The sequence below is a fragment of the Micromonospora sp. CNZ285 genome (assembly GCF_004637285.1).
This window is the reverse complement of record NZ_SPQD01000001.1, coordinates 1,112,264-1,126,591: the sequence shown is the minus strand read 5'-3', so window position 1 is coordinate 1,126,591 and position 14,328 is coordinate 1,112,264. Positions and strand designations below refer to the sequence as shown.

Genomic DNA, 14,328 nt, shown 5'->3' with positions numbered 1-14,328 from the left:
TCGCGTGGCACCGCGTTACGCTCCGCCCACCCGTGCCCAGGAGGTCCCCGATGGACGGACAGGATCGCGCCGCGCCGGCAGGCTCGCCGCTGACCGACTGGGTGCACCGGCCGCGCCCGGACGCGGCGGTCCGCTTCGCCGGGCCCGGCGACGGGTGGGACGAGTGGAGCTACGAGCGGCTCGCCGAGGGCGCCCGCCGGGTCGCCGCCGGGCTGCGCTCGGCCGGGACCGCCGACGGCGACACGGTGGTGATCGTGGAGCCCACCGGGCCCCGGTTCATCCAGCTCTACTTCGGCGCGATGGTCGCCGGCGCGGTGCCGGTGCCGACCGCGCCGCCCGCGTTCGGCCAGGACCTGACCGGGTACGCGCGGGCGCTGGCCCACCTGGTCGGCCGGGCCGCCCCGCGCATGGTGGTGACGTCCGCTGCGCTGGCCGGGCAGCTCGCCGGGCTGGTGCCGCCGCCGGTGCCGGTGCGGGTCGACGACGACGTGATCGCCACCGCCGACCCGGGCCCGTGGCCGGGCTGGGCCCCGGCCGAGCTGGCGATGCTCCAGTTCACCTCCGGCTCGACCCGGGCGCCGCGCGGGGTCCGGGTGCCGGTGCCGGCGCTGGAGGCCAACGTGGCCGCCATCGCGCGGTGGCTGCGGATGCGGCCGGAGGATCCGACCGCGTCGTGGCTGCCGATGCACCACGACATGGGGCTGATCGGCTGCCTCATCACGCCGGTGGTGCGGCAGAGCGACCTGTGGCTGCTCTCCCCCGAGCAGTTCGTCCGGTCCCCGCTGCGCTACCTGCGCTGCTTCGGCGTCCACGGCGCGCGGCTCACCGCGATGCCGACGTTCGGGCTGGAACACGTCGCGCGCAAGGTACGCCCGCAGGACCTGGACGGCATGGACTTCTCCGCCTGGCGGGCGGTCATCGTCGGCGCCGAGCGGGTCGGCACCGGCGCGGTGGAGCGCTTCGTGCGGCTGCTGGCCCCGTACGGGCTGGACCCGCGCGCCATCCTGCCCGCGTACGGGCTGGCCGAGGCGACACTCGCCGTCACCGGTCTGCCGCTGGACGAGATGTGGACGTCGGTGCCGCTGGACCCGCGGCGGGTGGTGCTCGACGGGCCGGTGCCGCTGGCGCCGGAGACAGGTGGCGCGCTCGTCGGCTCCGGCCGCCCGCTGGACGGGATCCGGGTCACCGTCGTGGACCGGGACGGCCGGGAACTACCGGAGGACCACGTCGGCGAGATCGTGGTGGACGGTCCCTGCCTCACCGACGGCTACCACAACGAGCCGCCGGACGCCGACACCGGCCGCCGGGACGGGCCGCTGGTCACCGGCGACGCCGGGTTCCTGCACGACGGCGAGCTGTTCGTGCTGGGCCGCATCGGCGACAGCGTGAAGGTGCGCGGCCGTACGCTGCTGGCCGAGGACGTGGAGGCGGCGCTGGAGTCGGCCGGCCTGCCGCGTCACCGGCAGACCGTCCTGCTGGGCATGCGCGGGGACCGGCCGACCGCGGTGGTGGTGGTCGAGCAGGCCGATCCGCTGCGGCTGGAGGCGGCGCAGGGGCTCGTCGGCCGGGTGACCGAGGGCGCCGACCTGGTGTTCGTCCGGGCCGGCGTCGGGACCATCCCGCGAACCACGAGTGGCAAGCCGAAGCGGCGTGAGCTGTGGAGAATCTTCCTGACAGGACAGCTGACCGCAGCCGCCGCACACTCGGAGGATCCTTCATGACCGCACGTCCGGACGTCGTCGTCCTCGGTTCCGGTGTCACCGGTCTCAGCACCGGCATCCGGCTGGCCGAGGGAGGCGCGCGGGTGCTGATCCGTACCGCGGAACCGCCCGCGCGGACGACCTCGATGCAGGCCTCGGCGCTGGTCGGCCCGAACCTGTCACCGCCGGACGACCCGCAGCGCACCTGGACCGACGAGACGCTGCGGGTGCTGCGCGACGAGCCGATGCCGGGCGTGACGCTGCGCGAGGGCGTACTCGCCGCCCGGCCCGCCGGTGCCACCCCGCCGTTCGTGGAGCAGACCCCGGGTTTCCGGCCGCTGGACGAGCACGAGCGCCCGGCGGGCTTCGGCACCGCGTTCACCGTCCGGCTGCCGCTCGTCGACATGCCCGTCTACCTCGCGTACCTCCAGCAGCGCTTCCTGGACGCCGGCGGCGAGCTGCGCACCGAGCCGGTGGCCTCGCTCGACGAGGCGGCGACTGTGGCGCCGGTGGTGGTCAACTGCACCGGGCTGGCCGCCCGGGCGCTGACCGGCGATGACGAGCTGTATCCGGTGCGCGGCCCGAAGATCGTGGTGCGCAACCCGGGGATCGAGCGGTTCTTCCTGGAGGCGCCGATGACGCCCACCTGGGCGTCGATCTTCCCGCACGGCGACCACGTGGTGCTCGGCGGCGCGCAGCGGCGCAGCGACGACACCACGCCCGACCCGGACGAGGAGCGGGACATCGTCGCGCGGTGCGCCGCGATCGAGCCGGCCCTGGCCGGCGCCGAGGTGCTCGCGCACACCGTCGGGCTGCGCCCCGGCCGCCCGGCCCCGCGGGTGGAGGCCGAGCGCCGGGGGGACGCGCTCGTCGTGCACAACTACGGCCACGCGGGGAACGGCGTCATGCTCTCGTGGGGATGCGCCCGCGACGCCGCCGCGCTGGCGCAGGGCGGCGGGACCACCGACCGGCCTGACGAGTGAGCCGGCGCCGCCGGGCGCCGGCCTGACCGGAGGGACACCATGTCCACTGCCACCTGGGCGTCCGGCGCCGACGCGTCGGCCCTGTTCCGCACCGCCGCGGACCGGGTCCGCGCGATCGACGTGCAGCACATCCGGGACGCGCTGTACGCGCCCGGCGGCTCGTACCGGTGGCCCCGGCACCGGATCAACGAGGTGGAGCTGGAGTGGCGGCGCTGGCGGCTGCGTCACCACCTCGGACTGCGCGACGAGCCGCCGGCCTCGATCCGGCTGTACGAGCGCCTGGCCGTGTCGGCCGGGGTGCCGCCGGCCGACGTGTCACCGCTGGCCGGCGGTGGCCCGCTGGTCGACGCGACGTACGACCAGATGTTCCCGCAGGGCCCGCTGATCATCAGGGCGGTGAAGTCGCGGGTGGTGCGGCGGCCCACCGACCACGAGGTGGACGAGGAGTACGCGGCGCTGCTGCGCGAGTCCAGCGGCCGGCGCAGCGACTACCTGTCCATGCTGGACCCGTCCGGGTACTACTGGCACATGCCGGACCTGATCTCGGCGGCCACCGCGCGGGAGTGCATGAAGGACGTCGAGGTGCTGCTGGCCGCCCCGCGCGGGGAGTCCTTCGCGGGCGGGCCGCAGCCGGGCTGGGACGTCGAGCACGACGCGCTGGTGAGCCGGTCGATGAACGCGTACCTGGGCGCCGGGCCGACCCTCATCAAGATCCACGAGGATCCGGCGCTGGTCGCCGAGATCAGCGCCCGGATGGGCCGGCCCATGCACCCGACCCGGTGCACGTACCTGCGCTACGAGAAGGGCGACTACCTGGGCGTGCACACCGACCAGCCGACGTGCGAGGTGTCGCTGCTGTTCACCATCGCCGGCGACCCGGGGCCGATGCGCTCGTACCTCGACGAGACCGGCCACGACCCGGCCTGGCTGGACCGGTGGGTGCGGGAGGCGGGCAACTTCCCCGACGGCGGGCTGGACTTCATCTACCAGCCGCGCGAAGGGCTGGCGCTGACCGGCCGGGCGGTGCCGCACGCCCGCCTGCCGCAGGCGGAACGGGCCGTCATCGGCGCGTTGTTCTACAGCGGCCTGACCTGACCCGCGCTCCGGGCGCCCCGGAGAGGGCGCCCGGACGGCGGCTCACCGGGGACGGTGACGCACCTGCGCGCCGGTGTAGCCGTGCAGCCCGGCCACGCCGCCCTCCACGCCCAGCCCGCTGCACTTCAGGCCGCCGTACGGCTGGTCCGGGGTCAGTTCGGCGTGCGAGTTGACCCACACCGTGCCCGCGTCCAGCCGCGCGGCGACGTCCCAGGCGCGCTGCGGGTCCGCCGACCACACCGAGGCGCCCAGCCCGTACGGGCCGGCGTTCGCGGCCCGGACCGCGTCGTCGAGATCGGTGTACGGCACGACGGGCAGCACCGGCCCGAACTGCTCCTGCGTCACGACCGCCAGGTCGTCGGTGGCGCCGGCGAGCACGGTGGGGGCGAAGAACCGTCCCGGGCCGGGCAGCGGCGCGCCACCGGCCGCTACCCGCGCTCCCCCGGCGGTGGCCGCCTCGACCAGCGCGGTGACCCGGCGCAACTGCGCCCCGGTGGTGAGCGGCCCCAGCTCGGTGCCCTTCACCGCACCGTCGCCGACCCGGGTGGCCCGGGCCCGGTCGGCCAGCGCGTCGACCACGCGACCGTGCCGCGACGCCGGCACATACAGCCGTTTCACCAGCATGCACGCCTGCCCGCTGTTGGCGAACGCCTCCCAGAACAGCTTCTCGGCGATCGCGTCCGGGTCGGCGTCGTCGAGCAGGATCGCCGGGTCGTTGCCGCCGAGTTCGAGGGTGACCCGCTTGAGCCCGGCCCCGGCGGAGGCGGCGACCCGGCGCCCGGCGGCCACCGACCCGGTGAACGACACGTGCGCCGGCACCGGATGCGCGACCATCGCCGCGCCGAGGTCGTCCCCGCCGGACACGACGTTCACCACGCCGGGCGGGAACAGTGGCGCCAGCAGCCGCCCCAGTTCCAGCACGGCCAGCGGCGCGTACGGCGAGGGCTTGAGCACGACCGTGTTGCCGGCCCGCAGCGCCGGGGCCAGCTTGGCCGCGGCGATCGCGACCGGGAAGTTCCACGGGGTGATCGCGGCGACCACGCCGAGCGGACGGCGGGCCAGCTCGACGTGCCCGCGCCGGTCGTCGCGCAGCAGCTCGGCGCCGAGGTCGAGTCCGGCGTGGTAGCGCAGCGCGCCGGCCGCGCCGTACGCCTCGGCGATCGCCATCGCCGTCGGTTTGCCCTGCTCGGCGGTGACCAGGGCGCCCAGCCGGGACGCGGCCCGCGACACCTCCTTCGCGGCGGCGAGCAGCGCGGCACGCCGGGCCTCGTCGTCGGCGGCCCAGCCGCCGGCGGCGGCGAGCGCCGCGTCCATCGCCCGGTCGAGCTGCCGGCCGGAACAGACCGGGGCGGCGCCCAGCGGCGCGCCGGTGGCCGGGTTGTCGACCGGGAGGACGGCGGCCGCCTCCTCGGCCACGCCGCCGATCGTCATCGCCGGGGCGTGCTCAGCGGTCGCGGTCATGGTGGCGTCCTCCGTCACATGCGGCCCGCGCGGCGGGCGTCCTCGATCGATGGGTAGTCGGGCCGGAAGCCCAGGTCACGGCGGGCGGCGGTGGTGTCCACGACGCAGCCCAGCGGGCCGCCCTCCTCCGCGTCGCCGGCTCCGGCGCCGCGCGCGGTGAACTCCGCGGCCAGCGGGCGCAGCAACGCCGCCGAGGCCGGCTCGTCGTCGGCCAGGTTGTACGTGTGCCCGGCGGCGGCCGGGCTGCGCAGCGCGGCGAAGATGCCGGCGCGCACGTCGGCGTGGTGCACCAGGTGCAGCCGCTCGTCGTCCGGCCGGTGCGCGGCCCAGCTCAGCGCGTCGGCGAGATGCGGGTCGCCCTCGCCGTAGGTGAACGCGACACGCAGCACGCACACCTCCAGCTCCCCACCGGTGAACTGCCGCAGCGCCGCCTCCGCGCCGAGCTTCGCGGCCGGGAACGACGACTCCGGCGACTCCAGCAGCGGGTCTTCCTCGCGTACCGGCCGGTCGCCGGCGGGCGCGTAGACCAGGTAGCTGCTCATCTGCACGAACCGGCGCACCCCGGCGTCGAGCGCGGCACGGGCCAGCGCCGCGGTCGCGGTCCGGTTCACCTCCTCGGCGCCCGGCCCGTCCAGGCCGACGAACGCGGACGCGATGTGCACCACCGCGTCGACCCCCTCGACCGCGCTGCGGCACACGGCCGGGTCGCGCAGGTCGCCGGTGACGAGCCGGCCGCCGCCCGGCCCCGGGCCGGGGCCCCACACCAGCAGGCGCGCCTCGCCGCCGAGCCGCTTGAGGTGGGGCAGCAGCCGGGCACCGACCCGGCCGGTCGCGCCGGTGAGCAGGATCCGGCCGAGCGGCGCCGGCTCGGCGTCGACGGTCTCCACTGGTACGCGCATGGCTGTCGCCTCTCTGCGAGGGGGCCGCGCGAACAGGTGCGGGCGTACGCGGCCGGGATCCGTCCTATGCGGCCGCGCGCAGCGGCCGGCGCTCCTCGGCCAGCCGCTCCAGCAGCTCGATGCCCCGCTCCACGCCGGGCATCCCGGCCATCTCCGCCTGGAGCCGGGCGGCGTTGCGCCGGTAGAGGTCGTCGTCCAGGGTGGCGCGCACCGCGTCGCGGATGCGTTCCGGTGTGGCCGCCGCCTCGTCCAGGCGGATCGCCACCCCGGCCGCGCTGAGCCGGTGGGCGTGGTACGGCTGGTCGACGGCGACCGGGACGACCACCATCGGCAGGCCGTGCCGCAGCGCGCCCACGGTGGTCAGGTAGCCGGCGTGGTGCAGCACCACGGCGGTGCGGCGCAGCACCTCGTCCTGCGGGATGTACTCGGCCAGCCGCACGTTCGGCGCGTCGATGCCGGTGGCGGTGAGGTCGACGCCGGAGCCGAGCGTCATGACCACGTCGACGTCCTCGTCGCGCAGGCCCCGCGCGGCGGCGCGGAACAGATGCGGCGTCTGGTTGAACGCGGTGCCCATGGTCATGTAGATCAGCGGCCGTGTCGCGGGGGCGGTGAGCCAGTCCGGCACCGGACCGTCCACCTGGTACAGCGGCGGCATGATCGGGTGCACCACCTCGTCCTCGGCCCGTCCGCCGAACCACAGCAGCGGATCGTCGGACAGCGGCTGCATGCTCGGCAGGTACGCGTCGAGGTAGAGGTACGGGTAGAGCCGCGTCATGCCCGGGTCGGCGGGCAGTCCGAGGCGGGTGCGGGCCTGGCTCCAGCCCGCGCCCATCGTCTGCGCCGTGACCGCCCGGGGCAGGCGCGGGAGCTGGCCGAGCGCCGCGTAGGGCACGCCCACCGCGTCGGCGGCGAGCGGCCCGGCCCACTCCAGCGACTCGTGCAGCAGCACGTCGGCGCGGGTGTCCCGGAGCACCTCGACGATGCCCGGGATGAGCGCGGCGGTGGCCATGGCCATCAGCCGCAGCCGCCGGCGCTCGTCGTCGAACGCCGACGTCCTCGGCCCGTCGGCCAGCCACGCCGGGCCGACCTCCACCACGTCCAGCCCGGCCCGGGTCACCCAGGGGCCGAGACCCCGTCCGGTGACCACCGTGACGTCGTGCCCGGCGGACCGGGCGGCGAGCGCGAGCGGGGCGATCGCATGGAAGTGCCCGACCGCGGGCTGGCAGGTCACCACGACTTTCATGAGGGCCATCCACCTCCGGATAATGGGTGACGGAGCCCTGGCCCCCGGTATTCTCGCCCAGCCGATCCGCAGGCACCACAGTCGACGGAGGCCACCGATGACCACCTCCTCCCCGCCCGGAATCGCGGCGGACTTCCTCGCCACCGTCACCGGCGCCGCGTACGCCGACGACCCGTACCCGTTCCTGCGCCGGCTGCGCGACGAGGCGCCGGCGGTACGCACCAACGCGGGCATCTGGCTGGTGTCCCGGTACGACGACGTCCGCGCCGGGCTGCGCGACCCGCGACTGAGCTGCGACCTGGGCCGGCTGACCGCGTACGACGAGTACTTCCGTACCCGGGGCATCGACGCCCGGTTCCCGCTGCCGCTCAACGCGCTCGACGCGCCGGACCACCCGCGCATCCGCTCGGCGATGAGTCACGAGTTCGTGCCGCAGGCGGTGGACGCCATGCGCCCGGCGATCGACGCGGCCGTCGCCGAGGTGGTGGGCGCGCTGCCGGACCGGGGCGAGATCGACCTCGTCGCCGACGTCGCGTACCCGGTGCCGATCGCGGTCATCGGACGCCTGTTCGGGCTGCCCCGGGCCGACTGGCCGCTGCTGGAGCGGTGGTCGCGCGCGTTCGGCGCCGCCTCCGACCCGGACGCGCTGCTCAGCGACGCGCAGCGGGACGCGGCGGCCGAGGCGACCCGGGAAGCAGGCGACTACTTCGGCCGGCTGCTTACCCGCCGCCGGCGCGAGCCGACCGGTGACCTGATGAGCAGGTGGCTGGCCGCGCAGCGCGCCGAGCGGACGATGACGCTCGCCGAGCTGCTGGTGAACGGCGTCTTCCTGCTCATCGTCGGGCACCACAACACGGTGAGCCTGATCGGCAACGGGATGCTGGCGCTGCTGCGGCACCCGGAGCAGCTCGACCGGCTCCGCGCCGACCCGGCGCTGACGACGGGCGCGGTGGACGAGCTGCTGCGCTACGACAGCCCGGTGCAGACCGCGACCCGGGTCACCACCGGGGAGCACCGGGTCGGCGACGTCACGATCCCGGCCGGGCAGCCGGTGATGCTGCTGGTCGGCTCCGCCAACCGGGACGAGCGGGCGTTCCCCGACCCGGACCGGCTCGACGTGGGCCGGCCCGGCGCGAACCGCAACCTCGGCTTCGGGCGGGGCGCGCACGCCTGCGTGGGCGGCTACCTGGCGCGGCTGGAGACCGCCGCGACGCTCACCGCGCTGCTGCGCGCCCGGCCCGGGCTGGCGCTCGCCGGTGCGCCGCGCCGGGCGGTGCCGAGCTTCAGCCTGCGGGCGCTGACCGCGCTGCCGCTGCGCGTCGACCGGGCGCCTCACTCCTCCCGGTAGCCGCGCGACGCGACCTCGGCGACCAGGCCCGGCAGCACGGCCAGGGACGGGCAGCGCGCCTGGTCGCCGGTCTCGGCCAGCTCCGCCACCGCACCGGCGACGGCCGCCACGACGGTCGTCACCAGGTCGTCGCCGACGTCCCGGAACGCCAGGTCGTTGGTGCCGAACCGCAGCCCGCTGGTCTGCCCGACCGGCCGCGGGTCGTCCGGCACCGGATTGCGGTTGGCGAGCACGCCGTGCGCCTCCAGCACGTCGCAGACGTACCGGCCGGACACCGGGGCGTGCCGCAGGTCGACGAGCACCATGTGGGTGTCGGTGCCGCCGGTCAGCACCGGTACGCCCCGGCCGGTGAGGGCGTCGGCGAGCAGCCCGGCGTAGCGCACCACCCGGCCCATCGCGGCGGCGAACGCCGGCCGGGCCGCGTGGCGCAGCGCGACCGCCTTGCCGGCGATGGCACCGAAGTCGGGCGTGCCCTGGAAGCCGGGGAACACCGCCCGGTCCAGGTCGGCGGCGCGGATCCGGGACCGGGCGCCGAGCAGGGCCAGCCCGCCCCGGGGGCCGCGCAACTGCTTGTACGTGGAGGTGGTCACCACGTCGCAGTGGTCGAACGGCGACGGGTGCAGCCCGGTGGCGACCAGGCCGCTGACGTGGCTGACGTCGGCCATCAGCAGCGCGCCGGTCTCGTCCGCGGCGCGGCGGAACGCGGCGAAGTCGACCGCCCGGGGGCAGGCCGAGCCGCCGCAGATGAGCAGCCGGGGCCGGACCTCGCGGACCAGCGCGGCCACCGCGTCGGTGTCCACCAGTCCGTCCGGGCCGACCCGGTAGTGCCGGGCCCGCACCCGGCGGGAGACGCTCGCCGCGCCGGAGACGTGCGACAGGTGCCCGCCGTGGCTCAGCTCCAGCGACAGCACGGTGTCGTCCGGCCCGAGCAGCCCGTAGAGCACGGCCAGGTTCGCCGCCGAGCCGGACGCCGGCTGCACGTTCGCGTGCGCCGCGCCGAACAGCAGCTCGGCGCGGGCCCGGGCGAGCCGTTCCACCGCGTCGACGGTCTCGGCGCCGGAGTGGTAGCGCTGACCCGGGTATCCCTCGGCGGTGACGGCGCCGAAGCCCAGCGCACCGGCGGCCAGCACGGCCGGCAGCGTCGGGCTGGCCGCCGCGACCAGGTTGAGCTGCCGGCACCGCCGCTCCCGCTGCCGGTGGGCGAGTGCGACGAGCGCCGGGTCGGCGGCGGCCAGCCGGGCGAACCCCTCGCCCCCGGCGGCGGCGACGGCGGACAGCGCCGCGATCCGGTCGGTCGTGCCGGTGTCCGGCGCGCCGGTGAGCGCCTCGCTGGTCACGGCGTCGACGGCCAGGCCGCGGCGGCGGGCAGCGCCCACGCGGTACGCAGCACCTCGGCGATCAGCGCGCCCCGCTGCGGCACCAGGTAGAAGTGGTCGCCGGGGAACAGCCGGGCGGTGAACGCCCCGGTGGTCACCGACCGCCAGCCGCCCAGGGCGGCCGGGTCGACCTCCGGATCGCGGTCGCCGGAGCAGGCCAGCACCGGGCAGGTCAGCAGCGGCAGTGGCGCCGGCCGGTAGGTCTCGCTGAGCCGGTAGTCGGCCCGCAGCACCGGCAGCAGCAGCGCCCGCAACTCGTCGCTGTCGAGCACCTCCTGCCGGGTGCCGCCGGAGCGGGCGACGTCCTGCCACAGCTCGTCGCCGCTCATCAGGTGCACCGAGCGGCCCGGGTCCACCGGCGCCTGCCGGCCGGACACCACCAGCAGCACCGGCGACGGCAGGCGGCGGGCGGTCTCGAACGCGACCGCCGCGCCGAGGCTGTGCCCGAACAGGACGGTGGGCGCCGGGTCGAGGCCGGCGAGCGCGTGCGCCACCTCGGCGGCGAGGCGGCACAGGTCGGTGGCGGGCGGCTCGCCGATGCGCTCCTCCCGGCCCGGGTACTGCACGGCCAGCAGTTCCACCCCGCCGGGCAGGTGTCCGGCCCACTGCCGGAAGCCGCTCGCCCCGCCCCCGGCGTGCGGGAAGCAGACGAGCCGCGTGGCCGGCGCGGCGGGCGCGGCGTACCGCTGGAGGCAGCGGGTCAGCGGGGTCATGCCGCCTCCGGTCCCGCGGACAGGTGCCGCGCGGACAGCACCGTGGGGGTGTCCCGCCGGACCAGGTGCATCGGCCCGAGCAGATCGAGCACGTCCTGGGTGAGCCGGCCGAGCGTGAGATGGTACTGGCCCCTGGTCATCGGATCCTCGCCGTCGGTCACCGCGTCCCACAATCCCGTCAGGGCGGCCTGGACCGCCGCCGGCCACTGTCGTGTGAAGACCTCCGCGAACGTCGGCGCGGTCGCCGGACCGACCGGCTCCGCGACGCCGTAGCTCAGGTGCGCGTCGGCCAGCTCGTCGAACCCGGCCATCCGGTCCGTCGGCGGCAGGTGCGGCCGGGGGCACCACAGCACCGGCCCGTTGCTGCTGACCAGCGTCAGCGTGCCGCCCTCGGTGCCGACGGTGATCCGGTGCCACAGGTGGGCGTGGTTGTCCGGCTCGCGCGGGTCGAGGTGGTGCTGCACCCGCAGCGTGACCGGCACGCCGCCGAGCACGCCGGCGAGGCTGTGGAACGGCACCTCGGCCGCCGGTACGCCGGGCGGCGTGACCGGCGGGGCGAACGTCCACGGACGCAGCCGGGGCAGCGCCTCGCCGAGCACGTCGAACAGCGTGTAGAGCACCTGCACGCTGGTGGCCGCGTCGACGAACAGCAGTTCCTGCCGGGCCGCGAGGTCGCGTACCGCGGCGATGAAACGGCGTACCGCGGCCACGTGGACGTGGTGGCTGTTGAGCCGGTACCGCACCCCGGAGGCGCGGGCCTGGCGCAGGCACTCCGCCAGCTCCCCCGGGTGCACCGGATGCTCCTGGAGGACGTGCACGCCGCGGCGCATCAGCTCGACCGCGAGCCGGGCGCCGGGGCCGCCGGTGGGCGCGGAACCGACCACCACGCAGGCCACGTCCACGTCGCCGGGCAGGTCCGCCACCCGGGTCCACAGCGGCACGCCGTAGCGTTCGGCGCAGGCCCGGGACCGCTCGCTGCCACGGGCGAGCACGCCGGCCAGCTCGAACGGGAACGCCGGGTCGGCGACGCCGGCCAGGTAGACCCGGCCGAACCCGGTGCCGGCGACGACCACCCGGGGGCGGGTCACAACGCGCCCTCCTCGACCGCCGACGCCGCCTCGGCGGCGGGCACGTCGAACGTCTCGAACGCGGTCAGCGCGCCGGTGCGCAGCAGCGCCTCGACCAGCCGCTCCGGGTGCAGGCCCTCGGCCGCGAAGTGCGTCCCCGGCTTCACCAGCCCGTCCAGCACCTGCCGCGCGGCCAGCGCCAGGACCGTGCCGGTGAGGGCGGACGTGTCGGTCGAGCGGGCCAGCACGGTCCGGGTGACCGGGTCGCCCGCGGCGTCCGCGCCGGACAGCTCCAGCAGCATCAGCTGGTACGGGCGGCGCGAGAACATGTCCAGGTCGGCGGCGCGGGCCAGCTCGGCGGCGGCCCGGCTCAGGTCGCTCTGCCCGGCCATCGCCCCCTGGAGGCGGCCCAGCGTGGCCATCATCGCGGCGCCGCCGTCGAAGACGGAGTTCCAGCGGACCTCGTCCAGGCCGAGTCCGGCGCCGAGCCGGCGCGCCTCGTAGCCGAGGTACGGGTGCACGCCGACCGGGTTGGGGAAGAACGGCACCAGTGCGTCCACCTGTGGTTCGGCGGCGCGGGCGACCGGCCGGCCGCCGATCCACACCGCGCGCGAGTCCCGCTCCCGGTCGTGCAGGCTGAGCAGGTAGTCGACCGCGCCGGCCGGGGTGAGCTTGTCCATCACGCCGAGGTGGGCGACCAGGCGCCGGGGCCGGGTCACGCCCCGCGCCGCCAGCCAGCGGGGCAGCAGCCCGCTGAGTCCCGGCATCATCCCGGCGGTGACGAGCGCGATCCGGCCCTGCGCGGCGAGGTCGCGCCCGGCGAGACGGTCGTACAGCGGCTCGTCCCCGCCGGCGTCCACGTAGTCCGCGCCGGCGGCCAGGGCGGCCACCGCCACCCGGTCGAGCACCTGGTGCGACGCGCCGCCCGCGCAGACCACGAGCCGGCAGCCGGCGCAGAAGCGGGCCAGCGAGTCCCTGTCGTACACGTCGACAGCGACCGCCTCCCCGGCGCCGCCGAGCCGGTCGCGGACCAGCGCCGCGGCCCGGTCGGGGTTGCGTCCGCCGACGCGCAGCGGGCCGACGCCGTCGCGGTGCAGCCGGGCGACCGCGGCGCTGCCCACCGCGCCGTACCCGCCGACCACGGCGACCGGGCCGGCGGTCACCACGACCACCGCACGTCGACCGCGCCGAGGCACTGGTCGCGCCAGCGGGCCAGGATCGCCTCCGCCGCCGCCGGCCAGCGCTCACCGTCGAACGTGAGCACGAGCGTGACGTCCCCGGCGTACGGCTCGGCGCGGTGCCGGGCCGCCGCGTCGAGGCTGTGCCGGAACATCTCGTACCGCCGCTCGGTCTCGGCCCCGGTCAGGCCGGCCCGCGCGGCGATCGCGGCGAGCCGCTCGGCGGCCGGGCGTTCGGCCTGCCGCAGCAGCACGTCGGTCACGCCGGGGGCCTCCTGCCCGGCCGGCGGATAGGTGAGCCGTCCCGGCGGCAGCACACCGCCACCGGCCGCCTCGACGGCACGTGCCAGGTCCGCCTCGGCGGGCAGCCCGACGTCCGGCGGCGCCACGCCGAGGGCCCTGGTGAAGGCGTACTCGACGAGCAGGTCGTCGCGCAGGTCCGGGGTGAACGGCTCGGTGACGACGGCGACCAGCCGGCTGACCTCGCCGCCCTGCTCCAGCCGGCGCCGGGCCACCTCGACCGCGAGCAGGGCGCCGAAGTCCCGCCCGGCCAGCGCGAGCGGCACGGTCCCGGCCAGCACGTCGGCGCAGGCGGAGGCGTGCCAGTCGACGAGCACCGCCGGGTCCAGGCCGAGATACGTCTGCGGCGCGGTCACCACCAGGCCGGACCCGGCGGCGGCGAGGTCACCGCCGACCGGGGGGAGCCCGCCGGTGCCGTCGTGCACGAGCACGTCCGGCCCCGGACCGTCCAGGCCGACCAGTGCCACCGGCCCGTCCGGCCCGGTCTCACCACCGGACCGGGGCTCGGCGGCGGAACCGGCGCCGAGACCGGCCGCGAGTTCGGCGAGCGTGCACCCCTCCAGCAGGTCGCGCAGCATCTGGTCGAAGAAGGCGTCGGCGGCCGCCGGCACCGACTCGCGGATCCGGGCGACGAGCTGCGCCGCCAGCAGCGAGTCGCCGCCGAGCTGGAAGATGGTGTGGTCGCGGCCCACGGTGGGCACGCCCAGCACCTCCGCCCACGCCTTCGCCAGCGCGATCTCGACCTCGCCGGACGGCTCCGCCGACACCGGCGCGGCCCCGCCCAGCTCCGGCGCCCGAAGCAGCGCCGGCAGGGCGGCCCGGTCGACCTTGCCGTTGCCGGTCAGCGGCAGCGCGTCGACCACCCCGATCGTGCCCGGCACCATGTAGCCGGGCAGCCGCTCGCCCAGGTGCGCGGTGATCTCGGCCGGGGTGACCGGCACCCGGTCGGCCTTGAACCGCACCGC

The 14,328-nt window shown here is 76.6% G+C and carries 12 protein-coding genes; 4 read left to right on the top strand and 8 right to left on the bottom strand.

All coding sequences use genetic code 11. The annotated features are described in order from the left end of the window. The first annotated feature begins 50 nt into the window (after positions 1–50). From CLT75_RS05000 to CLT75_RS04990, 3 genes are read left to right on the top strand one after another with little or no spacing between them, the layout of a single operon-like run. A complete protein-coding gene (locus CLT75_RS05000; protein WP_135239700.1) occupies positions 51–1,721 on the top strand; it encodes an AMP-binding protein in 1,671 nt (556 codons plus the stop codon). Then, positions 1,718–2,683 (top strand): FAD-dependent oxidoreductase, encoded by a 966-nt coding sequence (locus CLT75_RS04995; protein ID WP_135239699.1) that lies wholly within the window; start codon positions 1,718–1,720, stop codon positions 2,681–2,683. Before CLT75_RS05000 ends, CLT75_RS04995 begins: the two co-directional genes overlap by 4 nt. Positions 2,684–2,722: 39 nt before the next feature. Further along, a complete protein-coding gene (locus CLT75_RS04990) occupies positions 2,723–3,778 on the top strand; it encodes a hypothetical protein (protein WP_135239698.1) in 1,056 nt (351 codons plus the stop codon). A 42-nt stretch (positions 3,779–3,820) separates the two neighbouring features. Here CLT75_RS04990 and CLT75_RS04985 read toward each other — a convergent pair whose 3' ends face one another. The 3 genes from CLT75_RS04985 to CLT75_RS04975 form a co-directional block, all read right to left on the bottom strand. Beyond that, positions 3,821–5,239: an aldehyde dehydrogenase family protein gene (locus CLT75_RS04985; RefSeq protein WP_209310267.1), complete on the bottom strand. Its 1,419-nt coding sequence runs from the start codon at positions 5,237–5,239 to the stop codon at positions 3,821–3,823. Between the two features lie 14 nt (positions 5,240–5,253). Further along, positions 5,254–6,138, bottom strand: coding sequence for an NAD-dependent epimerase/dehydratase family protein (locus CLT75_RS04980; protein ID WP_135239697.1), 885 nt, complete (start codon positions 6,136–6,138; stop codon positions 5,254–5,256). A gap of 64 nt (positions 6,139–6,202) precedes the next feature. After that, complete coding sequence (locus CLT75_RS04975; protein ID WP_135239696.1) at positions 6,203–7,381, bottom strand: glycosyltransferase; 1,179 nt, start codon at positions 7,379–7,381, stop codon at positions 6,203–6,205. 97 nt (positions 7,382–7,478) lie between these two features. Here CLT75_RS04975 and CLT75_RS04970 point away from each other — a divergent pair, with 97 nt between their 5' ends. Beyond that, the gene (locus tag CLT75_RS04970; RefSeq protein WP_135239695.1) at positions 7,479–8,729 is read left to right on the top strand and encodes a cytochrome P450; all 1,251 of its coding nucleotides are present in this window, start codon (positions 7,479–7,481) and stop codon (positions 8,727–8,729) included. On the opposite strand, the gene CLT75_RS04965 is transcribed toward CLT75_RS04970, so the two are convergent. From CLT75_RS04965 to CLT75_RS33045, 5 genes are read right to left on the bottom strand one after another with little or no spacing between them, the layout of a single operon-like run. Then, positions 8,714–10,105, bottom strand: coding sequence for a serine hydroxymethyltransferase (locus CLT75_RS04965; protein ID WP_167796879.1), 1,392 nt, complete (start codon positions 10,103–10,105; stop codon positions 8,714–8,716). The two genes, CLT75_RS04970 and CLT75_RS04965, sit on opposite strands and share 16 nt — an antisense overlap. Beyond that, entirely contained in the window at positions 10,063–10,818 is a 756-nt protein-coding gene (locus CLT75_RS04960) for an alpha/beta fold hydrolase (protein ID WP_135239693.1), read from the bottom strand. Before CLT75_RS04960 ends, CLT75_RS04965 begins: the two co-directional genes overlap by 43 nt. Then, the gene (locus CLT75_RS04955) at positions 10,815–11,906 is read right to left on the bottom strand and encodes a Gfo/Idh/MocA family oxidoreductase (RefSeq protein ID WP_135239692.1); all 1,092 of its coding nucleotides are present in this window, start codon (positions 11,904–11,906) and stop codon (positions 10,815–10,817) included. Before CLT75_RS04955 ends, CLT75_RS04960 begins: the two co-directional genes overlap by 4 nt. Continuing rightward, complete coding sequence (locus tag CLT75_RS04950; protein WP_167796878.1) at positions 11,903–13,048, bottom strand: saccharopine dehydrogenase NADP-binding domain-containing protein; 1,146 nt, start codon at positions 13,046–13,048, stop codon at positions 11,903–11,905. The genes CLT75_RS04955 and CLT75_RS04950 overlap by 4 nt, the downstream gene beginning before the upstream one ends. Beyond that, positions 13,045–14,247 carry a phosphopantetheine-binding protein gene (locus CLT75_RS33045; protein WP_486485332.1) on the bottom strand — a complete coding sequence of 401 codons (1,203 nt, stop codon included), beginning with the start codon at positions 14,245–14,247 and terminating at the stop codon, positions 13,045–13,047. The genes CLT75_RS04950 and CLT75_RS33045 overlap by 4 nt, the downstream gene beginning before the upstream one ends. Positions 14,248–14,328 lie beyond the last annotated feature (81 nt).